23 protein-coding genes are annotated in these 24,025 nt (G+C 68.0%); 9 read left to right on the plus strand and 14 right to left on the minus strand.

Annotation, left to right across the window (positions count from 1 at the left end):
• Positions 1-9 precede the first annotated feature (9 nt).
• The 3 genes from AC1DNF_RS05350 to AC1DNF_RS05360 form a co-directional block, all read right to left on the minus strand.
• Positions 10-1,431 carry a TolC family protein gene (locus AC1DNF_RS05350; protein ID WP_478147515.1) on the minus strand — a complete coding sequence of 474 codons (1,422 nt, stop codon included), beginning with the start codon at positions 1,429-1,431 and terminating at the stop codon, positions 10-12.
• The gene (locus AC1DNF_RS05355; RefSeq protein ID WP_478147516.1) at positions 1,428-1,721 is read right to left on the minus strand and encodes a hypothetical protein; all 294 of its coding nucleotides are present in this window, start codon (positions 1,719-1,721) and stop codon (positions 1,428-1,430) included. The genes AC1DNF_RS05350 and AC1DNF_RS05355 overlap by 4 nt, the downstream gene beginning before the upstream one ends.
• A 125-nt stretch (positions 1,722-1,846) precedes the next feature.
• Positions 1,847-2,233, minus strand: a complete 387-nt coding sequence (locus tag AC1DNF_RS05360; RefSeq protein ID WP_478147517.1) for a hypothetical protein — start codon at positions 2,231-2,233, stop codon at positions 1,847-1,849.
• 114 nt (positions 2,234-2,347) lie between these two features.
• Here AC1DNF_RS05360 and AC1DNF_RS05365 point away from each other — a divergent pair, with 114 nt between their 5' ends.
• Genes AC1DNF_RS05365 through AC1DNF_RS05395 form a run of 7 tightly spaced genes read left to right on the plus strand, consistent with a single transcriptional unit; the run spans position 2,348 to position 9,635 of the window.
• Positions 2,348-3,400 (plus strand): LacI family DNA-binding transcriptional regulator, encoded by a 1,053-nt coding sequence (locus AC1DNF_RS05365; protein WP_478147518.1) that lies wholly within the window; start codon positions 2,348-2,350, stop codon positions 3,398-3,400.
• Positions 3,397-4,410, plus strand: coding sequence for an ABC transporter substrate-binding protein (locus tag AC1DNF_RS05370; RefSeq protein WP_478147519.1), 1,014 nt, complete (start codon positions 3,397-3,399; stop codon positions 4,408-4,410). Before AC1DNF_RS05365 ends, AC1DNF_RS05370 begins: the two co-directional genes overlap by 4 nt.
• A gap of 4 nt (positions 4,411-4,414) precedes the next feature.
• Positions 4,415-5,236, plus strand: coding sequence for an ABC transporter permease (locus AC1DNF_RS05375; RefSeq protein WP_478147520.1), 822 nt, complete (start codon positions 4,415-4,417; stop codon positions 5,234-5,236).
• Positions 5,237-5,246: 10 nt separating this feature from the next.
• Positions 5,247-6,047, plus strand: a complete 801-nt coding sequence (locus tag AC1DNF_RS05380) for an ABC transporter permease (protein WP_478147521.1) — start codon at positions 5,247-5,249, stop codon at positions 6,045-6,047.
• On the plus strand, positions 6,037-7,098 hold the full coding sequence (locus AC1DNF_RS05385) for an ABC transporter ATP-binding protein (RefSeq protein WP_478147522.1): 1,062 nt from the start codon (positions 6,037-6,039) through the stop codon (positions 7,096-7,098). Before AC1DNF_RS05380 ends, AC1DNF_RS05385 begins: the two co-directional genes overlap by 11 nt.
• Complete coding sequence (locus AC1DNF_RS05390; RefSeq protein WP_478147523.1) at positions 7,095-7,928, plus strand: phosphodiesterase; 834 nt, start codon at positions 7,095-7,097, stop codon at positions 7,926-7,928. Before AC1DNF_RS05385 ends, AC1DNF_RS05390 begins: the two co-directional genes overlap by 4 nt.
• A 45-nt stretch (positions 7,929-7,973) precedes the next feature.
• The gene (locus tag AC1DNF_RS05395) at positions 7,974-9,635 is read left to right on the plus strand and encodes a Na/Pi cotransporter family protein (RefSeq protein WP_478147524.1); all 1,662 of its coding nucleotides are present in this window, start codon (positions 7,974-7,976) and stop codon (positions 9,633-9,635) included.
• Between the two features lie 34 nt (positions 9,636-9,669).
• Here AC1DNF_RS05395 and AC1DNF_RS05400 read toward each other — a convergent pair whose 3' ends face one another.
• Positions 9,670-10,488 (minus strand): TIGR04325 family methyltransferase, encoded by an 819-nt coding sequence (locus tag AC1DNF_RS05400; RefSeq protein ID WP_478147525.1) that lies wholly within the window; start codon positions 10,486-10,488, stop codon positions 9,670-9,672.
• A 201-nt stretch (positions 10,489-10,689) separates the two neighbouring features.
• Complete coding sequence (locus AC1DNF_RS05405) at positions 10,690-11,694, minus strand: bile acid:sodium symporter family protein (protein WP_478147526.1); 1,005 nt, start codon at positions 11,692-11,694, stop codon at positions 10,690-10,692.
• A 205-nt stretch (positions 11,695-11,899) separates the two neighbouring features.
• Here AC1DNF_RS05405 and AC1DNF_RS05410 point away from each other — a divergent pair, with 205 nt between their 5' ends.
• Positions 11,900-13,135 carry an acyl-CoA dehydrogenase family protein gene (locus AC1DNF_RS05410; protein WP_478147527.1) on the plus strand — a complete coding sequence of 412 codons (1,236 nt, stop codon included), beginning with the start codon at positions 11,900-11,902 and terminating at the stop codon, positions 13,133-13,135.
• Positions 13,136-13,148: 13 nt separating this feature from the next.
• Here AC1DNF_RS05410 and AC1DNF_RS05415 read toward each other — a convergent pair whose 3' ends face one another.
• Positions 13,149-14,129, minus strand: coding sequence for a quinone oxidoreductase family protein (locus AC1DNF_RS05415; RefSeq protein WP_478147782.1), 981 nt, complete (start codon positions 14,127-14,129; stop codon positions 13,149-13,151).
• A gap of 99 nt (positions 14,130-14,228) precedes the next feature.
• On the opposite strand from AC1DNF_RS05415, the gene AC1DNF_RS05420 reads away from it, so the two are divergent.
• Complete coding sequence (locus AC1DNF_RS05420) at positions 14,229-15,128, plus strand: DMT family transporter (protein ID WP_478147528.1); 900 nt, start codon at positions 14,229-14,231, stop codon at positions 15,126-15,128.
• Between the two features lie 16 nt (positions 15,129-15,144).
• Here the strand turns inward: AC1DNF_RS05420 and AC1DNF_RS05425 are convergent, their stop codons facing one another.
• The 8 genes from AC1DNF_RS05425 to AC1DNF_RS05460 form a co-directional block, all read right to left on the minus strand.
• On the minus strand, positions 15,145-15,945 hold the full coding sequence (locus AC1DNF_RS05425; protein WP_478147529.1) for an SDR family oxidoreductase: 801 nt from the start codon (positions 15,943-15,945) through the stop codon (positions 15,145-15,147).
• A gap of 17 nt (positions 15,946-15,962) precedes the next feature.
• Complete coding sequence (locus AC1DNF_RS05430) at positions 15,963-16,886, minus strand: DMT family transporter (RefSeq protein WP_478147530.1); 924 nt, start codon at positions 16,884-16,886, stop codon at positions 15,963-15,965.
• A 5-nt stretch (positions 16,887-16,891) separates the two neighbouring features.
• Positions 16,892-18,505, minus strand: a complete 1,614-nt coding sequence (locus AC1DNF_RS05435; protein WP_478147531.1) for a gamma-glutamyltransferase family protein — start codon at positions 18,503-18,505, stop codon at positions 16,892-16,894.
• A 102-nt stretch (positions 18,506-18,607) separates the two neighbouring features.
• Entirely contained in the window at positions 18,608-20,119 is a 1,512-nt protein-coding gene (locus AC1DNF_RS05440) for a tripartite tricarboxylate transporter permease (RefSeq protein WP_478147532.1), read from the minus strand.
• A 19-nt stretch (positions 20,120-20,138) separates the two neighbouring features.
• Positions 20,139-20,627, minus strand: coding sequence for a tripartite tricarboxylate transporter TctB family protein (locus AC1DNF_RS05445; protein ID WP_478147533.1), 489 nt, complete (start codon positions 20,625-20,627; stop codon positions 20,139-20,141).
• A gap of 288 nt (positions 20,628-20,915) precedes the next feature.
• Entirely contained in the window at positions 20,916-22,703 is a 1,788-nt protein-coding gene (gene tfpB, locus AC1DNF_RS05450) for a type IV pilus assembly ATPase TfpB (RefSeq protein ID WP_478147534.1), read from the minus strand.
• A 3-nt stretch (positions 22,704-22,706) separates the two neighbouring features.
• Positions 22,707-23,468, minus strand: coding sequence for a spermine/spermidine synthase domain-containing protein (locus AC1DNF_RS05455; protein WP_478147535.1), 762 nt, complete (start codon positions 23,466-23,468; stop codon positions 22,707-22,709).
• Complete coding sequence (locus AC1DNF_RS05460; RefSeq protein WP_478147536.1) at positions 23,468-24,004, minus strand: DNA-deoxyinosine glycosylase; 537 nt, start codon at positions 24,002-24,004, stop codon at positions 23,468-23,470. Before AC1DNF_RS05460 ends, AC1DNF_RS05455 begins: the two co-directional genes overlap by 1 nt.
• Between the last annotated feature and the right edge of the window lie 21 nt (positions 24,005-24,025).

Consider the following 24,025-nt stretch of genomic DNA (forward strand, 5'->3'; position numbering starts at 1 on the left):
GGAGTGGGTTCAATGCGCGGCCGGCGATGCGGCCGCGCCGCCCGCGGGAGCCATCGATGGCGTCAGGCCGGTCGGCTTGCCGATGACAGAGGCGGAAAGCGCCGCCTCTGCCAGCCAGAACTGCTGTTGCGCCTCGATGGCGGCGATGACGCTGGCGATCTGGTCGCGCGCGTCCGCCAGCAGTTCGAAGACGCCGATCAGCATCCCGTTGTAGCGAAGCAGGTTTTCGTCCGCCATCGCCTGGCGCAACGGGACGATCTCGTCGCGGTAGTGCCGCGCGATGTCGTAGGCCGTCCGGTAGGCCGAATAGCTTTCCCTCAACTGCGAGGATGCTGCCCGCGCCGTGGCCTCGTAGCGATTGGCCGCCGCGAGCGACTGCGCATTCAGGGCGTCGCGCCGGTTCGCCCCCCAGTCGAAGATCGGAAGCCGGATATCGAGTTCGAAGCCTCGGCGCGTTGCCCGGTCTCCGGCGGCGTTGTCGAAGACCGTGTCGCGGCGCACACCAGCGTCGACATCCAGGAAGGTCGGCAGCAGGTTCAAGCCTTGGGACTTCCCCGCCACATCGAGCTGGGCGCGCGCGAGCTGGACGTCCAGGCGCTGCTCGTTCGCCGTGGCGGAAAGCTCGCGGGCGTCGCGCGGCGCACTCGGCAGATCGGGCAAGCGCTCGGGAAGCTGGAGCCTGGCCGCCTGCGTGTCGTCGAGGCCCAGCACGCGCACCAGTTCCTCGCGCGACGCGGTGGCCGCATGCTGGGCCAACGCGAGTTGCGTCGTGGCGTTCGCGTAGAAGACCTGCTGACGGGCTCGCTGCAGCTTGCTGAAGTTGCCGACGAGCTGCATGCGCCGGGCCAGCTCCGCGCTGGCCTGTGCAGACTCGTTGACCTGGACGGCGTACTGAAGCGACTGTCGCGCCGAGACCGCACGCACCCAGGCCTGGCGCACCTGGGTGACCTGATCGACGACCGTGCCTGTGAGCTGCAGCCGGGCTTGCAAGCCCTGGCTGCGGGAAATCGCCAGGCGCTGCGGCAGCAGGATCAGGTCCACGAGCCCGAACGAAAGCAGGCGGTCGAGTTCCAATTCGTCCCTCAGGCGCATGCGCTCGAAGGTGAAGACCGGATTCGGCAGCCGGCTTGTCTGGTTGGCCGCGGACATATCGGCCCAGCCCTGGGCGACCAGGGCCTGCACGGTCGGACTGTTGGCCAGGGCGAGGCGCACCGCATCGTCCTGCGACAGGGGCTTGGCGAGCAGGTCTTCCGAGAGGGCGGCGCGAGCCTCACGCTGCTCCCAGGTTCGGCTGAGCGCGAGCTCACCCCCGGTGAAACGAGAGGCGGTGGTGTTCGTTTCCCGCAAGGTTTCGTCGATGTCGACCGAGGCGCATCCCGCCAGGACGAGCATCGCCAGCGCGCCCGCCGTCAGGCGCAGCGGGCGGCTCATGGCTTCTCCTTCCGCGGCACCGCGGCGGGTGCGTCCTTGGCGCCTTCGGAAACCTCCCTGGCATAGGCGCGCCAGCCGCCCCGCTGGCGGACAGTCTCGTTGGCCTGCTTCCAGGGAATGGCTTTTTCGTCGGCGAATGGCTTGTAGCCATCCATCGCCGAGCGAAAGGAAAGCGGCGGCGTCGACTCGGCCGAGGGGGCGGCGGACGGTGGCGCGCCTTGCGCAAGCGACGTCAATGCCGCGAGAGCGGGCAGGGCGGCCAGCCAACTGGCCGGCAAAGAAGTGAACATGGAATCCTCACGCTGTTCATGAACGAAGCGCCGTCAACGGGCCCGCAAGGGCCGTGACGACAACGAGCGATGCATGGGCGTCCGCGGGCGCACCGGCAGCAGGCGCTGCCGATGGCGGGACGCGCTCAGGCGCGAGGAGGTTTGTCGGGAACGCTGCGCGCGACGGTGGTCAACGCGTCGGAGGGGTCCGCGAGTTCGGCCTGCGGGAGGCTCTGGTTCACGGCGGCGGGCGCCGCGCTCGTCAGGGCGACGGCATGGCACGCGCTGCAGGCGCTACAAGTCCCGCACTTGTGGGTCGAATCCGCGAGATCATCCGCGGCGCCGTGATCCGAGCCCGGGCTCGCATGATCTCCCGCGCCGTGGTCCATGGCCGCCTGGTCGTGCGACATCGGAGCCGAGGAGGCCTGGGGCTGCGCTTCGAATGCGCAGAACGCCATGGCCGCCGCGGCGTAGCCCTGAAAGGGCACAGCCAGCATGACGAGCCAGAGCAGAACTGCGCGAAAGCGAACCATCCGCGAATTCTAGATGGTGGGCTTCGAGGGTTTGCACTCGGAGCCCCCATGTCATGACGACGTCATACTGCCGCGCTGAAATGTAATCGATTACATCGCCATTTCGCACAGTCCATGAGCATCCAGTCCGTCGCCAGAAAAGCCGGGGTTTCCGTGGCGACGGTCTCGCGCGCCTTCAACTTTCCCGACAAGGTGACGCCCGCGACTCGCGAACACGTGGAACGCGTCGCCCACGCGCTCGGCTACGTGCCGAATTCAAGCGCCCGCACTCTGCGGACCCAGCGCAGCCGCGTCCTGGGGGTGGTGCTGCCCACCCTGCTGAACCCCACCTTTGCCGAGTGCCTGCAGGGCGTCGCGCAAGCGGCGATTGCGGGCGGCTACGCGATCATTCCGGTCACCACCGGCTACCGGATCGATGAGGAGGAGCAGGCGGTCAACCTGCTGCTGGCCGGCAACGTGGACGGCCTGATCCTGGTCGTCTCGAACCCGGCCACCTCGACGGCGCTGCAGCGGCTGCGCGGCGCCGGCATTCCCTATGTGCTGGCCTACAACCGCCATCCCGACCACCCCTGCATCACAGTGGACAGCGAAGGCGCGGTCGCCGACGCCGTGGCGCACCTCGCGCGCCTGGGGCACAGACGCATCGCGATGGTCAGCGGCACGCTCGCCGCCTCGGACCGCGCGCAGCAGCGCTACCGCGGCTTCCTCCATGGCATGGCCGCGGCCGGCCTCGAGCCGCCGGCGCTGGTCGAAGTCCCGTTCATCGAAACGGCGGTCGACGCACTGACGCGCTTCCTCCAGGAAGCATCCTCGCGGCCGACGGCCCTGTTCTGCTCCAACGACCTCCTCGCCATCCGAAGCATCCGCGCCGCGCATCGCAGCGGCCTTCAAGTCCCGCGCGACCTGAGCGTGATCGGCTTCGACGGCATCGCGCTCGGCGAGGACCTGACGCCGGCGCTGAGCACCATCACCCAGCCGAACAGCGACATCGGCCGCCACGGCGTCGAGCTGCTCGTGCAGGCGCTGGCCGGTGGCGGCCCGTTGACGCCCGACGCCAGCATGTTGCTGCCCCACGGGATTCGCGCCGGCGAATCCTGCGCCCCCCTTCTTCGTCCTGACTTCGCCTTTACTCGCCCATCCCCTTCCACGACCAAGGAGCCCTCATGACACTGCATCTTCATCGCATCGCCCGCGCCGGCCTGCTGGCCCTGGGCCTCGCCGCCGCGACGGCGGCCATGGCCCAGACCGCCATCTGCTACAACTGCCCGACCGAATGGGCCGACTGGGGCACGCAGCTGCGCGCCATCAAGGCAAAGACCGGCGTCACGGTGCCGCCGGACAACAAGAACTCCGGCCAGGCCCTGGCGCAGATGGTGGCCGAGAAGGCCAGCCCGGTCGCCGACGTGACCTACCTCGGCGTCACCTTCGCCATCCAGGCCCAGAAGGACGGCGTGGTGGCGGCCTACAAGCCCGCCACATGGAAGGACATCCCCGACGGCCTGAAGGACCCCGCCGGCCAGTGGTTCACCATCCATTCGGGCACCCTCGGCTTCATGGTCAACGTCGACGCGCTCCACGGCAAGCCCGTTCCGAAGTCGTGGGCCGACCTGCTCAAGCCCGAGTACAAGGGCCTGATTGGTTATCTCGACCCGGCTTCGGCCTTCGTCGGCTATGTCGGCGCGGTGGCGGTCAATGAAGCGCGCGGCGGCACGCTCGACAACTTCGGACCCGCGATCGACTACTTCAAGGCGCTGCAGAAGAACGAGCCCATCGTGCCCAAGCAGACCTCGTACGCCCGCGTGCTTTCCGGCGAGATCGCAATCCTGCTCGACTACGATTTCAACGCCTACCGCGCCAGGTACAAGGACGGCGCCAACGTCGCCTTCGTGATTCCGAGCGAAGGCACGGTCGTGGTGCCCTACGTGATGAGCCTCGTCGCGAACGCGCCGCACCCCGCCGAGGGCAAGAAGGTGCTGGACTTCGTTCTCTCCGACGAAGGCCAGGCACTCTGGGCCAAGGCCTACCTGCGGCCGGTGCGTGCCGTGAACATGCCCAAGGAAGTCGAGGCGCAGTTCCTCCCCGCCACCGAATACGCGCGGGCCAAGGCGGTCGACTACGGCCGCATGGCGCAGGCCCAGCGCGCGTTCTCCGACCGCTACCTGAAGGAAGTGCGCTGAAGGCATGAAGCCCTCCGGCTTCCCGAACCAGCGCTGGCTGCTGCTGGGGTGCATGGCCCCGGCGGCCGTGTTCTTCCTGGCCTTCTGGCTGCTGCCGGTCGCGCGCCTCGTCGCGCTGCCGGCAAACCAGGGCTGGCGCACCTACTTCGCGGTGCTCACTAACAGTCGCTATCTGGAGAGCATGGCCGACACGCTCGCGCTGTCGCTGGCGGTGACGCTGGCGACGCTGCTCCTGGGCGGCGCGGTCGGCATTTATCTCGCACGCCGCGACTTCCGGGGCAAGCGCCTGCTGCTGTCGCTGCTGACGCTGCCGCTTTCCTTCCCCGGCGTGATCATCGGCTTCTTCGTGATCCTCCTGGGCGGCCGCCAGGGCCTGGTGGCCGATCTGGCGGCCGCGACGGGCATGGGACGCGTCACCTTCGCCTACGGGCTGCTCGGGCTCTTTCTCGCCTACCTCTACTTCTCCCTGCCGCGAGCGATCGCCACCTACGCGGCCGCCGCCGAGTCGATGAACCTGCAGCTGGAGGAAGCCGCCCGCTCGCTCGGCGCCTCGCGGCTGCGCGTGGCGCGCGACGTCTGGCTGCCGGAACTCGCGCCCACCACGCTCGCCTGCGGCGCCATCCTGTTCGCCACCTCGATGGGCGCCTTCGGCACCGCCTTCACGCTCGCGAGCAAGTTCGAGGTCATTCCGATCACGATCTACAACGAGTTCACCAACTACGCCAACTTCGCCCTCGCGGCGTCGCTGTCGATCGCCCTGGGGCTCGTCACCTGGGCCGTGCTCTTCGCCGCCCGGCATTTCGGCGCGGACCCCACGAAACGATAGGCCGCCAGCCATGCGCACCCCCACGACCACCCGAGCCCCCTTCCTTTTCGTCGTCACCCTGATCGTGAGCATCTTCATGCTGGCGCCGATGGTGCTCTCCGTCATGGCGGGCCTGGTCAACAACTACAGCGTCGGCCTCAGGAGCGGGCTCACGCTGCGCTGGCTCGACGAAGTCTGGGATGTGTACGGGGGCACCGTCGGCTGGTCGCTCGCGCTGGCCCTGGGCTGCGTGCTGTGCACCCTGCTGATCGGCGTGCCCTGCGCCTACGCCCTGGCGCGCAGCCGCACGCGCACTGCCCGCATCTTCGAGGAGCTGATCACCCTGCCGGTCGCGGTGCCGGGCCTGGCCACCGCGCTCGCGTTGATCCTGGCCTACGGGCAACTCACGGCCTTCCGCCAGAGCTTCGCCTTCATCCTGGTGGGGCACATCGTGTTCACCCTGCCCTTCATGGTGCGCACCGTGTCCTCGGCCTTCCAGCGCGACGAGCTGCTCGCGCTGGAGGAAGCCGCGCGCTCGCTGGGCGCGAACTTCAGGCAGCGCTTTCTCGGCGTGCTCGTGCCGGCGGTGTTCCCGGCCATCGTCGCCGGCAGCCTGATGGTCTTCACCCTGTCGGTGGGCGAGTTCAACCTCACCTGGATGCTGCACACGCCGCTGACCCGGACCCTGCCCGTGGGCCTGGCCGACAGCTACGCATCGATGCGGCTGGAGGTCGGCTCGGCCTACACGCTGGTCTTCTTCATCGTCATCCTGCCGGTCCTCTGGGGCCTGCAATACCTCGGCCACCTGATGCAGAAACGCCATGGAACTTGAACGCATTCCCGTCGACATCGTCGACTGCTCCAAGACCTACGCCGACGGCACGCGCGGCCTGCTGCCGACCTCGCTGCACGTCGAGCCCGGCGAGGTGCTCGCGCTGCTGGGTCCCTCGGGCTGCGGCAAGACCACCTTGCTGCGGCTGATCGCCGGCCTGGAATCGCCCGACGAAGGCAGCCGCATCGTCTTCGGCGACCAGGACGTGACGCGGCGCCCGGTGGAACAGCGCGGTGTGGGCATGGTGTTCCAGAGCTATGCCCTCTTCCCGCAGATGACGGTGGCGGCCAACATCGGCTACGGCCTTCGCATCCGGGGCGTGGCGCCTTCCGAGGAGCGGCGCCTCGTCGGCGAACTGGTCGACCTCACCCGGCTCGGCGGCCTGGAGACGAAGCGACCGAGCGAACTCTCCGGCGGCCAGCGCCAGCGCGTGGCCCTGGCGCGCGCGGTGGCGGTGCGCCCGCGCGTGCTGCTGCTCGACGAGCCACTGGCGGCCCTCGACGCCAAGCTCAAGGAATCGTTGCGCGACGAGCTGGCCGAGCTGCTGCGGCGGCTGCACATCACCGCCATCCACGTCACGCACGACCAGCAGGAAGCCATGGCGATTGCCGACCGCCTCGCCGTGATGAGCGCCGGGCGCATCATGCAGATCGGCCGCGGCGAAGACCTCTATCGCGCCCCGCAGCACCCCTTCGTCGCCGAATTCCTCGGCCGCGTGAACCGCCTGGCGCGCGAACCCGAGGCCATCGCCCAGGGAGTGTTGCGCCTGGGCGGCGCCACGATCGCCTGCCCTGAGGCATGGCGAGCCCACGCGACGCTCCTGATACGGCCGGAAGACCTCCAGGTCGGCGTGCCCCAGGCGGGCTGGGGGGATGCCACGGTGACACAGCGCACGTTTCTCGGCGACCGCGTACAACTCAAGCTGCAGGCGGCGGGACAACCGACGCTCGTTGCCGATGTGGGCCGTGATATTGCTTTCCAACCCGGCGACCGCGTCGGCATCCGCTTCGACCCGGACCGCCTGATGACCTCGCAGGAGCTTGCCCCATGACCACCTCTCTCGTCCAACTGACCGACCTGCACATCCGCGAGCCCGGCCGCCTCGCCTACGGGCGCATCGACACCGCGCCCTACCTGCAGCTGGCCGTCCAGTCGATCCTGCGGCTGAAGCAGCAGCCCGACGCGGTCGTCATCACCGGCGACCTGACCGACTTCGGCCGCGCCGCCGAATACGCCCACCTGGCGCAGTTGCTCGCACCCCTGCCGATGCCGATCTTCCTGATGCCCGGCAACCACGACGATCGGGACCAGCTGCGCCGCAGCTTTCCGGGCCATGGCTACCTCGGCGACGGCGGCTTCATCCAGTACTCCGCGCGGGTCGGCGGCCTGCGCCTGCTCACGCTCGACACCGTCGTGCCCGGCCAGAGCCACGGCACGCTGTGCGAAGAGCGCCTCGCCTGGCTGGAGACGCAGCTGGAGCTCTGCCGCGGCGAGCCGGTCGTGGTCGCGATGCACCACCCGCCATTCCAGACCCTGATCGGCCACATGGACGACATCGGCCTGCTGGAAGGCGCCGACGCGCTCGAGGCGCTGATCGCGCGGCACCGCAATGTCGAGCGCGTGATCTGCGGGCACCTGCACCGCGCCATCGACGTGCGCTTCGGCGGCACCATCGCGTCCACCTCGCCGGCACCCGCCCACCAGGTCTGCCTGGACCTGGCGCCCGACGCGCCTTCGGAATGGGTGCTGGAGCCGCCGGGCTTCCGCATCCACGCCTGGACCGGGCGCGGCGACCAGGGCCGGCTGGTGACGCACCTCGCCCCGAGCGGCAGCTTCGAGGGCCCCTACCCCTTTCACGACGACGGCGCGCTGATTGACTGAAGCAGGACGAAGCCCGGAATGCGCGGCGTATAGTCGTTCGCTTCCATGAAGCATCTGTTGAATCTGCTCGCAGCCATCGCGCTGCTGGTATGGGGCACCCATCTCGTTCGCACCGGCGTCCTGCGCGTCTTCGGCGCGAACCTGCGCAAGATCCTGGTGCAGAGCCTGCGCAACCGCTTCACGGCGGCCCTCTCGGGCATCGGCGTCACGGCGCTGGTGCAGTCGAGCACGGCGACATCGCTGATGACCTCCTCCTTCGTCGGCCAGGGCCTGGTCACGCTGCCGGCGGCGCTGGCCGTGATGCGCGGCGCGGACATCGGCACGGCGCTGATGTCGGTGCTGTTCTCAGCCGACCTTTCATGGCTGTCGCCGCTCTTCATCTTCGTCGGCGTGGTGCTGTTCATCACGCGCGAGGCGAGCCCGGCCGCCCGCGTCGGACGGGTGCTGATCGGCCTGGGGCTGATGCTGCTCGCGCTACAGCTCGTGGTCGAGGCCACCGGCCCGCTGTTCGCGGCCCCGGCGGTGCGCGAGCTGCTCGCTTCGATCAGCAGCGACGTGCTGCTCGAGATCACGATCGGTGCCGCCCTGGCCATCGCCGCCTACTCCAGCCTGGCCGTCGTGCTGCTGGTCGCCGCGATGGCGAATTCCAGCGTGATTCCCCTCGACGTCGCGCTCGGCCTGGTGCTCGGCGCCAACCTGGGCAGCGGCCTGCTCGCCGTGCTCACGACCGCGAAGTCGGCCATTCCCGTTCGCCGCGTCACCGTCGGCAACCTCGTCTTCAAGCTGGTCGGCGTCGCGCTCGCGGCACCCTTCGTGGGCCTGTGGGTGCGCGAAGTCCGACCCTATGTCGCGGACGGCACGCACATGGTGGTGCTCTATCACCTCGCCTTCAACGTGATCGTGAGCGTCGGGTTCATCGGGCTGACCACCACAGTCGCCCGCCTCGTCACGCGCCTGCTGCCAGTTCCCGACGAGTCGACGACCACGCTGCGGCCGAAGCACCTCGATCCCTCGGCGCTGTCCACGCCGACGCTGGCCATCTCCAACGCCGCGCGCGAGGCGCTGCACCAGGCCGACGTGGTCGAGACCATGCTCATCGGCATGCTGGATGTCATCCGCAAGAACGACCTGCGCCTGGCCCAGGAACTGCGCAAGCTCGACGACACCGTCGACGAGCTCTACTCAGCCATCAAGTACTACCTGACCAGGATCTCGCGCGAGGCCCTGGGCGAGGAAGAAAGCCGCCGCTGGACCGACATCATCAGCTTCACCATCAACATGGAGCAGATCGGCGACATCATCGAGCGCGTGATCATCGACATCGAGGACAAGAAGATCAAGCCGCAGCGCAACTTCTCGGAGGCCGGCATGGCCGAGATCGTCGAGCTTCACGAGCGCCTGGTGGCGAACCTGCGGCTGAGCATGAGCGTGTTCCTCAACGGCAACGTGCGCGATGCGCAGAAGCTGCTGGAAGAGAAAGCCCGCTTCCGCGATCTGGAGCGGGCCTATGCCACGACCCACCTCGGGCGCCTGTCGGACCAGACAACACTGAGCATCGAAACCAGTTCGCTGCACATCGACCTGATCAGCGACCTCAAGCGCATCAACTCGCACATCTGCTCGATCGCCTATCCGATCCTCGATTCGGCGGGTGCGCTGGCACCCAGCCGGCTGCGGGAGTCGAGGCTCGCGGCGCTCGAAAAGTAGACGCGCTCGCACCCGGGTGCGGGTGTCGCGGGGCTCAGGAATCAGGTCGCCGGTCCCAGCACCCGCCCGCATAGTAGGGCTTGTCGCCGCCGGGAACGAACGGCACCTCCAGCCGCAGGTCATCGTTTCGCCAGTTGTCCTGGCGGCGATAGCCCGCATCCGCGAGCTGCTTTGCCATCTCATCGGCGTGTTGTATCCGGTAGGGGCAGACAGCCACGATGATGCTGTTGAGCGTATACATCGTGCGCTCCGGATGAAGCGCCGTGGTGTTGAGCACGATGCGCCGGGGCTTGACCGGGAGCGACGCCAGGATCTCGCCGAGGTCCGTCGGCAGGTACTGAAGGCAGCCGGAGACGAGGAGCACGTCATGCCCGCTCGCCTCCCTGAAGTCCGTGCAGAAGGTCAATCGGTCCGAGCATCCGCGCTTCTCGGCGATCTCTCTGCCCGCCTTCACGATGCTCGGCACATCGCACACCTTCCAGTGCAGCTCGGGCGGATCGCGCAGCGCGCGCTTGAACGCGTAGTACTTGATACCAACGTGGCCGCCCAGGTCGAAGATCGTACGCATCCCCTCCTTGATCGATTGGCCGATCCAGAAAAGCGCCGGATAGTCCCTGGTGAGGAGCTGCGGTGCATAGAGCTCCTCGGCGCCGGGACTGTCGTAGCCGACGCGCTTGGACGGCGGCACCGCGGCCTCGGCCTCGGCAAAGCTGCCGAAGGATCCCATGAACAAGTTCTCGCTGGTGTTGGACAGGAAGCGCTGACGGTACGACGCTTCGCGCCAGGCCGCTGGCAGAAGAGTTGCGATCATGAAAACTCGCTTGCAAGAATAGGTCGAAGCGTCCGCGCCCAAGCCCCCTCCGGCGCAGGGCATCGGCTGACAGCCTTCACTGACTCGATGGCGATCTGCCGATTCTCACGTGTTTTTTTGCGCGCGGAAAGACTGGATTAGGCCGCCCCCGTCCGGGCCTTCGCTTGATCCACGTCAAACGAACCGCAGGAGGGCCCGCCGGCGCTTGGCCCTCCTCCTCCTGCTCGCGCTGGAGCCTCGGCCTCAGGCGACCTTGACACGTCCCTCGGCTTCCGCAGGGGCGTCTGCCTGCCGACGCGCGTACCTCTGGGCCAGCACGGCGCAAACCATGAGCTGCATTTGATGGAACAGCATCAGCGGCAGCACGATCGCACCGACCGCATGCGAAGCGAACAGCACCTTCGCCATCGGGATGCCGCTCGCCAGGCTCTTCTTCGATCCGCAGAACACGATCGTGATCTCGTCGGCCTTGCTGAACCCCAGGCGGCGGCTGAGCCAGGTGGTGGATGCCAGCGCCAGCGCCAGCAGCACCGCGCAGACCACCAGCAGACCCGCCAGCGCGGAGATCGGCACCTGTTTCCAGAGGCCTTCGATCACGGCGGCACTGAAGGCGGTGTAGACCACCAGGAGAATGGACCCGCGGTCGACCAGCGTCAGCACCGACGCGCGCTTCTTGATCCAGCCCCCGATCCATGGACGCAGCAGATGCCCGGCGACGAATGGCACCATCAGCTGCAGCAGGATGCGGCCGATGGCGTCGAGCGAGCCGCCCGCGCCGCCGTGCTGGACCACGAGCAGATTCACCAGCAGCGGCGTGATGAACACGCCGAGCAGCGTCGACGCGGAGGCGCTGCAGACGGCGGCGGGCATGTTCCCGCGCGCCATCGAGGTGAAGGCGATGGCCGACTGCACCGTGGCCGGCAGCACGCACAGGAACAGCACACCGGTGTAGAGATCCGGCGTCACCAGCGGCGACAGCACCGGCCTCAACACCAGCCCGAGCACCGGAAACAGGACGAAGGTGCTGGCGAACACCAGCAGATGCAGCCGCCAGTGCGTGATGCCGCCGAGGATCGCCTCGCGCGAGAGCTTGGCGCCGTGCAGGAAGAACAGCAGTCCGATCGCGACAGTCGTGAGCTGCTCGAAGAAGCGCGCCGTGCCGCCGTGCGCCGGCCACAGGCTGGCCAGCGTCACGACCGTGACGAGCGAGAGAGTGAAGTTGTCGGGGAGGTAGCGTGAGCGAGCCATGCGAAGGATTGGACGCCTTCCGCATTCAAAAGAGAAATGGATTTATCTGATAGATATATGACGCAAGTGCATTGAATGGATCATCGGCCGGCACAGCCCGCGCCGACAGGGAGCGTCGCTTGTGCGACGGCCCCGCCTCTCGGGCGGTGCTTCAATCGGTGCTTCCCGAGCGCCCCTGCGCACCATCCAGAAGACAAGGACATCGATGTTTGCCGAACCCTCCGCCAAGACCCGCGACCTGGTCGAACGCCTCAAGGCATTCTTCGAACAGCACATCTACCCCAACGAGGCGCGCTACTACCGCGAAATGGATGAGTTCCGCCGCCAGGGCAACGCGTGGCAGGTCTCGCCCCTGATCGAGGAACTCAAGCCCATCGCGCGCAAGGCCGGCCTCTGGAACATGTTCCTGCCGCACGAACACCGCGGCGTGCCCGGCATCTCCAACCTCGACTACGCGCCCCTGTGCGAAGTGATGGGCCGCGTGTCCTGGTCGGGCGAGGTGTTCAACTGCTCGGCGCCGGACACCGGCAACATGGAAACCATCGAGCGCTACGGCACCGAGGCGCAGCAGGACCAATGGCTCGCGCCGCTGCTGGCCGGCGAGATCCGCTCGGGCTTCCTGATGACCGAGCCCGCGGTCGCCTCCTCCGACGCCACCAACATCCAGTGCACCATCCGCCGCGAGGACGACGAATACGTCATCAATGGGCGCAAGTGGTTCTCCTCCGGCGCGGGTAGCCCGCGCTGCAAGATCTTCATCGTGATGGGCAAGACCGACCCCGAGGCGCCGCGCCACGCGCAGCAATCGATGGTGCTGGTGCCGCGCGATTCCGCCGGCGTCACGGTGCTGCGGCACCTGTCGGTGTTCGGCTACGACGACGCGCCGCACGGCCACATGGAAGTGCTGCTCGAGGACGTGCGCGTGCCGGTCTCCAACATCCTGCTGGGCGAAGGCCGGGGCTTCGAGATCGCGCAGGGGCGCCTCGGCCCGGGCCGCATCCACCACTGCATGCGCTCCATCGGCGCCGCCGAGCGTGCGCTCGAGATGATGTGCGACCGGTTGCGCGCCCGCGTCGCGTTCGGCCGCCCGCTGGCCGAGCAGTCCGTCTGGCACGAGCGCATCGCGGAGTCGCGCTGCCTGATCGACCAGGCCCGCCTGCTCACGCTCAACGCCGCCCACAGGATGGATACGGTGGGCAACAAGGAAGCGCGCGCCGAGATCGCGATGATCAAGGTAGTGGCCCCGAACATGTCCTGCAAGGTGGTCGACTGGGCCATCCAGGCGCATGGCGCCGCCGGCGTGAGCCAGGACTTCTGGCTGGCCGAAGCCTATGCGCACCAGCGCACCGTGCGCATCGTCGACGGCCCCGACGAAGTGCACCGCAACGCCATCGCCAAGCTCGAACTGGCCAAGCGCCCCGCCGCGGCGGCCGCGCGCTGAGGCGCCGCGGCGCCTAGAGCGTCAGAATCGTGCAGCCCGTGGTCTTGCGCGCTTCCAGGTCGCGGTGGGCCTGCTGCACGTCCGTGAGCGCATAGCGCTGGTCGATCGGGATCTTCACCGCGCCGCTCGCGACCACCGCGAACAGGTCGTCGGCCATCGCCTGCGCGTTCTCGCGCGACGAGAGATGCGAGAACAGCGTCGGACGCGTGACGTAGGTCGATCCCTTGGCGAGTAGCCCGAGGTTGAAGGCCGCGACCGGCCCCGAGCCGTTGCCGAAGACCGCCAGCAGCCCGAAGGGCCGCAGGCAGCTCAATGAGCCCTCGAAGGTGTCCTTGCCCACCGAGTCGTAGGCCACCTTGACGCCCTTGCCGCCCGTGATCTGCATGACCCGCTCGGCGAAGTTCTCGGTGCTGTAGTTGATGGCATGCGCCGCGCCATGCGCCAGCGCCAGCTGGCACTTGGCGTCGGTGCCCGCCGTGCCGATGAGCTGCAGGCCGAGCGCCTTGGCCCATTGGCAGGCGATCAGCCCCACGCCGCCCGCGGCCGCATGGAACAGGATGAAGTCGCCCGCTTGCAGGCCTTCCGCCGGCAGCGTCTTCTTTAACAGGTACTGGGCCGTCAGCCCCTTGAGCATCATCGCCGCCCCCGTCTCGAAGGAGATCGAATCGGGCAGCTTGCACACCAGCCTGGCCGGCATCACGCGCAGCTCGCAGTAGGCCCCCGGCGGCTGGCTGGCGTAGGCGGCGCGGTCGCCCGCCTTCAGGTGCGTGACGCCCTCGCCCACCGCCTCCACCACGCCCGAGGCCTCCATGCCGAGCTGCAGCGGCATCTTGAACGGGTAGAGACCGCTGCGCTGGTAGGTGTCGATGAAATTGAGCCCCACCGCCTTGTGGCGGATGCGGATCTCTCCGGGTCCCGGCTCGCCGACTTCGACCTCGACGATCTTCAGTTCCTCGGGCCCGCCGTGGCGGTCGATGCGGACGGCTTTGCTCATGCTCATGCTTGTTCTCCTGTGCTGCGATGCGGCTTCGAAAAGCCTGGGACGCCGATGCTGCCACGGAGCGCGCATCTCTGCCCGTTACAGTGCGCATCCATGCAACAGCGTCTCTCGCCCGGCACCGCCCTCCTCTTCACCACGGCTCCCTTGCTGTGGGCCGGCAACGCGGTGGTCGGCCGCGTCGTGCGCGAACTGGTCTCGCCGCTGACGCTGAATTTCATCCGCTGGCTGCTCGCCTTCGTGCTGCTGCTGCCCTTCGCCATCGCCGTGCTGCGGCGCGGCAGCCCGCTGTGGCCGCACTGGCGGCGCTTCGCCCTGCTCGGCCTGCTCGGCATCGGGTGCTACAACGCTCTGCAGTACCTGGCGCTGCAGACCTCGACGCCGCTCAACGTCACCCTGGTCGGCTCCAGCATGCCGCTGTGGATGCTCACCATCGGCACGCTGTGCTTCGGCGCCAAGGTGACGCGACGCGAGATCGCGAGCGCCGCGCTTTCGATGCTGGGCGTGCTGCTGGTGCTCAGCCGTGGCGACTGGCACCAGTTGCTCGCGCTGCGGCTGGTGGCGGGCGACCTCTACATGATGCTCGCCACCATCTCCTGGGCCTTCTACAGCTGGCTGCTCTCGCGCACCACCGAGCCCGTGGCCCTGCGCGGGAACTGGGCGGCGCTGCTGATGGCGCAGCTCGTGTTCGGGCTCGGCTGGTCGGGTGCCTTCGCGGCCGGCGAATGGGCCCTGTCCGGTGCGCACATCGACTGGAGCTGGCCGCTCGCCGCGGCGCTGGCCTTCATCGCCGTCGGGCCGGCCCTGTTCGCCTACCGGTGCTGGGGCATCGGCGTCCAGCGCGCAGGGCCGCAGATGGCGGGCTTCTTCATCAACCTCACGCCCTTGTTCGCGGCGCTGATGTCGGCCGCCTTCCTGCGCGAGCTGCCGCAGTGGTACCACGGGGCGGCCTTCGCGTTGATCGTGGGCGGCATCGTGGTGTCGTCCCGCCGATGAGCGGCCCGCAAGTCGTTCAGTAGGCGCCCGGGTAGGCGCCGCCGTCGGCCAGCACGTTCTGTCCCGTGATGTAGCCCGCGTGCATGCTGCAGAGAAAGGCGCAGATGGCACCGAACTCCGCCGGCGTGCCGAAACGGCGCGCGGGGATGCTCTTCTTGCGGTTCTCCAGCACGGTCTCGACATCCTGCCCCGTCTTCTTCGAGGCGCCGGCCATCGTGCCGCGCAGCCGGTCGGTATCGAAGGCGCCCGGCAGCAGGTTGTTGATGGTCACGCCCCGGGCGGCGATGGGCGTGCGCGCCGCGCCGGCCACGAAGCCGGTGAGCCCGCTGCGCGCGCCGTTGGACAAGCCCAGGATGTCGATCGGCGCCTTCACCGCGCTCGAAGTGATGTTGACGATGCGCCCGTAGCCGCGTGCGGCCATGCCGTCGACCGTGGCCTTGATCAGCTCGATGGGTGTGAGCATGTTGGCATCGATCGCCTTGATCCATGCCTCGCGGTCCCAGTCGCGGAAGTCGCCGGGAGGTGGCCCGCCGGCATTGGTGACCACGATGTCGAAGTCCTTGTGCACCGCGAATGCCGCGGCGCGGCCTTCCGGCGTCGTGATGTCGGCCGCCACGTGCTTGACGAAAGGCGTCGCGCCACCGGCCGTGGCCGCGGCCTTGAGCAAGGACGCGGCCGCCGCCTCGAGCACCTCCGCGCCGCGCGCGACGACGACCACGTTCACGCCCTCGCGCACCAGTGCTTCGGCGCAGCCGAAGCCCAGGCCCTTGCTCGCGCCGCACACCAGCGCCGTCCTGCCTGCAATTCCCAGATCCATGTTGATTCCTTCCGGCCTCAGCGGCCCATTCGAGTGAAGACAAAAATACCGGTGATCACGAGCGCCGAGCCGCCCGCGGTCCACGCGGTGAAAGGTTCGCCGAGGATGACCACGCCCATCAGAATTGTCGAGATGGGGCCGACCATACCCGCTTGCGCCGCCATCGCGGGACCGACGCGCTCGATCGCCATCATCACCACCAGCACCGGCACCGCCGTGCACAGCGTGGCGTTGAGCACCGACAGCCAGACGACCTCGGGCGCCACCTGCGCGAGCGTGCCCAGCGGCCGCAGCAGCAGGAACTGCGCGATGCAGAACAGGCAGGCCACGCTGGTCGCCAGCCCCACGAGCCGCAGCGACCCCAGCCGCTTGACGAACTCCCCGCTCGCGACCAGGTAGCCCGCATAGCTGACCGCACTCAGGAAGACCAGGAAGGTGCCCCAGGCGGCCGCCGCACTCTGGCCCAGCTGCACCTCGTGGCCGAACACCAGCAGCACCCCCGCGTAGCTGATGACCATGCCCACCAGCTGCCCGGGCGTGATGCGCCGCCGATAGACGATCCAGGCGAAGAGCAGCACCAGCGTCGGGTTGAGATAGAGGATCAGCCGCTCCAGGCTGGCCGTGATGTACGCCAGCCCCGCGAAGTCCAGGAAGCTGGCGAGGTAGTAGCCGGAGAACCCCAGCCCGAACACGCCGAACCAGTCGCGCCGCGTCAGTGCTGGCTTGCCGCGCCCGGCCCACCAGGCCATCAGCGCGAACAGCGGCAGCGCGAACAGCATGCGCAGCATGATGAGCGTGACCGCGTCCACGCCGTAGCGGTAGGCGAGCTTGACGATAATGGCCTTGCCGCTGAAGGCGATCGCGCCCAGCGTGGCGAGCGTGAGCCCCGTACCGATGCTCTTGTGAGCGGCCGACCCCGGCAGCGCCGGCTGCGGCGGCATCGACCTCAGAACCCGGCCGCCTGGCCGTCACGGCGCGCGTCGCTCGCCGCCACATAGCCTTCGATCGCCGGATCGCCCGCGCGCCAGATGAACTGGCCGGCGCCGAAGTCCTGGTAGGAGTCGTTGATGACGCTCATCTTGTGGCCGAGGTCGGACAAGCCCTGCAGCGTGTCCGGCTTCATCGCCGCCTCGACGTTGATGTCCAGCCCGCTGTTGAAGCGCCAGCGCGGCGCATCGCAGGCCGCCTGCGGGTTCTGGCCGTAGTCCAGCATGCGAACCAGCGTCTGCATATGGCCCTGCGGCTGCATGTTGCCGCCCATCACGCCGAAGCTCATCACCGGCGCGCCATCCTTCGTGAGGAAGGCGGGGATGATGGTGTGGAAGGGCCGCTTGCGCGGCGCCACCACGTTGGGGCTCTTGTCGTCCAGGCTGAAGCCGTGGCCGCGGTTCTGCAGGCTGATGCCGAACTCCGGCTCCACGCAGCCGGAGCCGAAGCCCATGTAGTTGCTCTGGATGAAGCTCACCATCATTCCGCTCTCGTCGGCCGCCGTGAGATAGATGGTGCCACCCTTGACCGGGTTGCCCGCCTTGAAGTCCTGCGCCTTGTTCACGTCGATGAGTCTGGCACGAGATGCCAGATATCCGGCATCGAGCATTTGCAGCGGGCTCAGCTCCATCGACGATGGGTCGGACACATAACGGTAGGTGTCGGCGAAGGCGAGCTTCATGGCCTCGATCTGCAGATGCTGCGAGGCGACCGAATCGAGCGGCATGGAGGCGATGTCGAAGTGCTCGAGGATGCCCAGCGCGATCAGCGCCGCGATGCCCTGGCCGTTGGGCGGGATCTCGTGCAGCGTGTAGCCGCGGTAGTCCTGCGCGATCGGCTCGACCCACTCGGGCTTCCAGTTGGCGAGATCGCGCACCTTGAGGCTGCCGCCGCTCTCGTTGGAGAACTTCTCGAGCGCCTCGGCGATTTCCCCGCTGTAGAAGGCGTCGCCCTTGGTCGCGGCAATGGCCTTCAGCGCGCGCGCGGCGGCGGGAAAGCGAAACAGTTCGCCGACTTCCGGCGCGCGCCCCCAGGGCAGGAAGCTTTGCGCGAAACCAGGCTGCGACTTCAGCAGCGGCGTGGCCGCGGCCCACTTCTGCTGCACCACCGGTGGCATCAGGTAGCCGCGCTCGGCGATCTCGATGGCCGGGGCCAGCAGGTCTTCGAAGGGCAGCTTGCCGAAGTGCTCCGACAGCGCGACCCAGCTTCCGACCGCACCGGGCACCGTGACCGAGTCCATGCCGCGCTGCGGCGGCGTCGCCGCGCCGGCGCCGTACTTGCGGCGGAAGTATTCCGGCGTCCAGGCCTGCGGCGCACAGCCGGAGGCGTTCAGGCCGTGCAGCTTGTTGCCGTCCCACAGGATGCAGAAGGCGTCGCTGCCCAATCCGTTGCTCACCGGCTCGACCAGGGTCATGACGGCCGCGGTGGCGATGGCCGCGTCGACCGCGTTGCCGCCCTGCTGGAGCATGCGCAGGCCGGCCTGGGCGGCCAGCGGATGCGATGTCGAGACGACGTTGCGCGCGAAAACCGGGATCCGGGTGGAGGTGTAGGGATTGGCGTAATCGAATTTCATGGAGATGGATTCTGACGGTTTGGCCGCGGGCCTGCTTTCAAGCAAAAACGGCGCCCGAAGGCGCCGTCCTGCTTTGCGGCCTCGGCCGTGGGTTCTTCCCCGTCAATCCTCGACGAAGGCTTCTTCCCGTTTCGACTTCACCGAAGGCAGCAGCACGATCACCAGCAGCAGCGCCGCCGCCGCCAGGAGACCGAGCGAGATCGGCCGCGTGACGAACACCCCCCAGTCGCCGCGCGAGAGCAGCAGCGCGCGCCGCAGGTTCTCTTCCATCATCGGCCCCAGGATCAGCCCCAGCAGCAGGGGCGCGGGCTCGCAACCGAGCTTGATGAAGGTGTAGCCCACCACACCGAAGATCGCCACCATCCAGATGTCGAACACGTTGTTGTTCGTCGAATAAACGCCGATCGCGCAGAACAGCACGATGGCGGGGAAGAGCCAGCGGTAGGGAATCGACAGCAGCTTGATCCAGATGCCGATCAGCGGCAGGTTCAGGACGATCAGCATCAGGTTGCCGATCCACATCGAGGCGATGAGGCCCCAGAAAAGCTCCGGGTTGCTGGTCATCACCTGCGGGCCCGGCTGGATGTTGTGGATGGTCATGGCGCCGACCATCAGCGCCATCACGGGGTTGGGCGGAATGCCCAGGGTGAGCAGCGGGATGAAGGAGGTCTGGGCGCCCGCGTTGTTGGCAGCCTCCGGGCCGGCGACGCCGCGGATGTTGCCCTTGCCGAAGGCGACTTCGCCGGGCGCGAGCTTGATCTTCTTCTCCAGCGTGTAGGCCGCGAAGGCCGACAGCAGCGCGCCGCCGCCGGGCAGGATGCCCAGGGCCGAGCCGAGCGCCGTGCCGCGCAGCACCGCCGGCGTCATGCGCTTGAAGTCGTCCTTGGTCGGCCACAGGCCGTGCACCTCGGCCGTGTAGATCTTGCGATCCTCCTCGGGCCGCGACAGGTTGGAGATGATCTCGCCATAGCCGAACACGCCCATCGCGATCACGATGAAGCCGACCCCGTCGGTGAGTTCGGGGATGTCGAAGCTGTAGCGCGCCACGCCCGAGTTCACGTCGGTGCCGATCAGGCCGATCAGCAGGCCCAGCACGATCATGCAGATGGCCTTGATGAGGGAGCCCGAGGCCAGCACCACGGCGCCGATCAGGCCCAGGATCATCAGCGAGAAGTATTCGGCCGGGCCGAACTTGAAGGCCAGTTCGGTCAGCGGCGGAGCGAAGGCCGCCAGGATGAGCGTGCCGACGCAGCCCGCGAAGAAGGAGCCCAGGCCGGCCGCCGCCAGCGCGGGCCCGGCCCTGCCCTGCTTGGCCATCTGGTGCCCGTCGATCACGGTCACGACCGAAGACGACTCGCCGGGCAGGTTGACCAGGATGGCGGTGGTGGAGCCGCCGTACTGCGAGCCGTAGTAGATGCCGGCCAGCATGATGAGGGCCGCCACCGGCGGCAGCGCGTAGGTGGCGGGCAGCAGCATCGCGATGGTGGCGACCGGCCCGATGCCCGGCAACACGCCGATCAGTGTGCCCAGCAGGCAGCCGACGAAGGCGTAGATGAGGTTCTGCAGCGTGAACGCCGCGGTGAACCCGATGGAAAGATTGTTGATGAGGTCCATGGATGTCTTCTGGCGGCGCTCAGCCGGTGATGAAGGTGGGCCAGACCTGGAACTGCAGCTTCAGCGCGACGACGAAGGCGATGTAGCTGCCGACGGCCAGGATGGTGGCGAGGACCAGGCTGGATTTGAGGCTGTACTTTTCGCCCGCGAGGCCGGCGACCAGCACCAGCGCATAGATGGCGGCGATGAGGCCCATGGCGGGGAGGCCCCACGACACGACGCCGCCCAGCAGCAGCCCGAAGAGCAGGTTGGCGCCGATGATGAAGCCGAGCGGCCGCCAGGCGATGCTGCCGACCGGATCGCCGTCCGGCGTCTCGATGGTCAGGGAGGAGAAGATGACGACGGTGCCCAGGACGGCCAGCAGGACGCCCAGCATGAGCGGGAAGTACCCTGGCCCCATGCGGGCACCGCTGCCGACGGTGTAGGTGGTGGCGCCCCAGGCGAAGCCGACGCCGATGAGGGCGAACATCAGGCCGGCAAAGAAGTCTTTCTGACTCTTGATTTTCACGAACAGTCTCCACGAAATGGTTCGGTGGCGATTGTGTAGTCAGCTTCCGGTCAGGTTGATGTGGGTTTCACCTATCGGCGTTTCAGGGTTATCCCTTGGGCGTGGGCATGAAGTCATGGTGTCCCATGGACGCGCGCCCGGCATGCGGTGCGGGCTCAGGGCTGTGCAAGCACCGAGGGCACCTCCAACGGATCAACCTTCGCGCAACAACGAAGCGTCCGGCGGAGGGATCAGTCCCAACGCCCCCCGCCGCGCCCCTGCTCGCACCAGTCCGTACACAGTAGCCCCCTACTCCAAGGGCGGCGTTGCGCTCAGCACTTCCTCGATCGTCGTCAGGCCTTCAGCCACCCGAAGCGCCCCCGCCAGCCGCAGCGGCCGCATGCCGTCCAACACGGCCTGGCGTCGCAACGCCCCCGTGTCGGGCTCCTTCGTCACCTCGGTCTTGAAGGCCTCGCTGATCGTCAGCAACTCGTATAAGCCCATGCGCCCCATGTAGCCCGTCATGCGGCAGTCCACGCAACCCACCGGTTTGTAGGCGCGCACGGAGCCCGTGATCTGCCAGGGCTTGACGAATTCGGCCAGCTTCTCGCGCGTCACCGACTCGTCGGGTTCCTTGCAGTGCGTGCACAGCGTGCGCACCAGCCGCTGCGCCAGCACGCCCAGCATCACGGCGTTGATCAGGTACGAGGGTACGCCCAGCTCCATCATCCGCGTCACCGCGCTCGGCGCGTCGTTGGTGTGCAGCGTGCTGAAGACCAGGTGCCCCGTGAGCGCGGCCTGCACCGCCATCTCGGCCGTCGCGAGGTCGCGGATCTCGCCCACCATGATGATGTCCGGGTCCTGCCGCATCAGCGCGCGCAGGCCCTCGGTGAAGCCGAAATCCAGCTGCGGCTGCACCTGCGTCTGGTTGAAGGACGGCTCGATCATCTCGATCGGGTCCTCGATGGTGCTCACGTTGACCTGTTCGGTCGCCACGCGCTTGAGCGTGGAGTAGAGCGTCGTCGTCTTGCCCGAGCCGGTCGGGCCGGTCACCAGGATGATCCCGTGCGGCCGCGTGACGAGCTGCTCCCAGCGCTGCGCGTCGTGCCGGGCGAAGCCGAGCGCGTCCAGGTCCTTGACCGCCGTGTCCGGATCGAAGATCCGCATCACCATCTTCTCGCCGAAGGCCGTCGGCAGCGTCGAAAGCCGCATCTCGACCTCGTCGCCGCGCATATTGCGCGTCTTGATGCGGCCGTCCAGCGGTCGGCGCTTCTCGACCACGTCCATCCGGCCGAGCAGCTTGATGCGCGACACCATCGCGTTCATCACGCCCATCGGCATCTGGTAGGCCGGATGCAGCACGCCGTCGATTCGGAAGCGGATCACGCCCTGGTCGCGGCGCGGCTCCAGGTGGATGTCGCTGGCGCGCTGGTCGAAGGCGTATTGCCACAGCCAGTCGACCACCTGCACCACGCTCTGGTCATTGGCATCGAGCTGCTTGTTGCTCTTGCCGAGCTCGACGAGTTGCTCGAAGCTGCTGCCGCCGGCACTGCCGCCGGCCTTCTGCACCGCCTTCACCGATTTGGCGAGCGCGAAGAATTCCGCCGTGTAGCGCTGGATGTCGGTCGGATTGGCGATCACGCGGCGCACCGAGCGGCGCGACTGGCGCTCGACCTCGGAGATCCAGTCGGTCAGGAAGGGCTCGGCCGTCGCCACCACCACCTCGCTGGGCGTCACCTGGACAGGCAGCACCTTGTGCCGCTCCGCATAGGCCGCGCTCATGGTGTCGGCCACCTTGCCCACGTCGACCTTGAGCGGATCGATGCGCAGGTACGCCAGCCCGGCGCGACCGGCCAGCCACTGGGTGAGCATTTCGAGGTCGAGCGGCTTGCCGTCGCTCTCGCGCGCCATCGCGACGTTGGCCAGCCGCACCAGCGGCGCCTGCCGGCTTTCGACCTGCGCGCAGCGCGCCAGCGTGCGCTTGGCCTCGACCGGGGAAATCACGCCGTCCTTGGCCAGCCATTCGATCAGATGCTTGAGGACCAGCGGGCCCTCATGCCGGGACGATGCGGGCGGGATGGGAGTGACGACGCTCATGGATCAGGTCTGCGGTTTGAACACCCGCAACCACTTGGGCGCGGGCAGGCCCCAGCGAGTCTGGATGGTTTGTGCGCGCTCGGCAAGCTCGGGGCGCTTCGGGCGGCTCGCGGTGCGCTGGGCCAGCACCACGGTATTGCCTTCGCGGGTGGCCTTGAAAGCCCAGACCGCGTCGCTGCCGAAGGCGGCCATGATCTTCTCGAGGCTGCGCGCATAGCTGGAGGAGCGGCCGAACAGGTTGACCGTCATGCAGCCGTCCTCGGTCAGCAAGGCGCGGCAGTCGGCATAGAAGTCCTCGCTGTCGAGCACGGGCGCGGCCGCCTCGTGGTCGTACAGGTCGACCTGGAGCGCATCGACCGTGCCCAGCCACTTCGGCTGGCGGATCTCCGTCGCCGCATCGGCGATCACCACTTCCAGCCGCGCGTCGTCCGCCGGCAGCTTGAACCAGCCGCGGCATGCCGCCACCACCTGCGGGTTCAACTCGACCGCCGTCGTGCGCATGCGCAGGGTCTTGCGGCAAAACTTGGTGAGGCTGGCCGCGCCCAGGCCGAGCTGCATCGCATGGCGATTCGCGACGCTGCCGGCATCGACGAAAAGCAGCCAGGCCATCATGCGCTGGACGTACTCGAGCTCGATCTCGAAGGGCGCGTCCAGCTTCATCGAGCCCTGGATCCACTCGGTGCCGAGGTGCAGATAACGCACGTCGCCCCAGTCGGAGAAATTGACTTCCGGGAGTTCAGGAGCCGCCGCCTTTCGGGTGGCCATCAGAGCAGCCCGTGCTTCAGGAAGACCGCGCGCCATGCATCGAGCTTGCGCTCGAAGGCCCACGACGCATTGGCCGCGCTGGAGGACGGCAGGCGGTAGACCGGCACCCCCAGGGTCTGGGTGTGCCGCGCGTGCTTGAAGCTTTCCGAGCCGTTGTGCGCGATCGCGGCCAGCCTCGGCAGGGCCAGCCCGGCGATGTCGTTGACCATGGGATGGCGGATGGCCGAGTCGAGGCTGCCTTCGCGCTCGCATTCGGCGTAGACGTCCCACAGGCCGAGGCCGCGGTCGAGCAGCCAGGCGGCGCGCGCGGGATAACTGTCAGTGCCCGCCGGTAGCGGGCTGTCGGGCCAAAGCGCTTGCAAGATCTTCCAGAAGTGGTTCTGCGGGTGCGCATAGTACTGCCCCTCGGCCAGCGAACGGCCGCCGGGGAAGCTGCCGAGGACCAACACCACCGTGGCCGGGGAGACGATCGGCGCCAGCCCCTTGAGCCGGGTCTGTGCGTTCGGCCTCGATGGCGGCACTTCTTTGCTGGGCATGCCCACGGAACTCCCCTTGCT

This window comes from Variovorax sp. 01T432 (assembly GCF_056398605.1).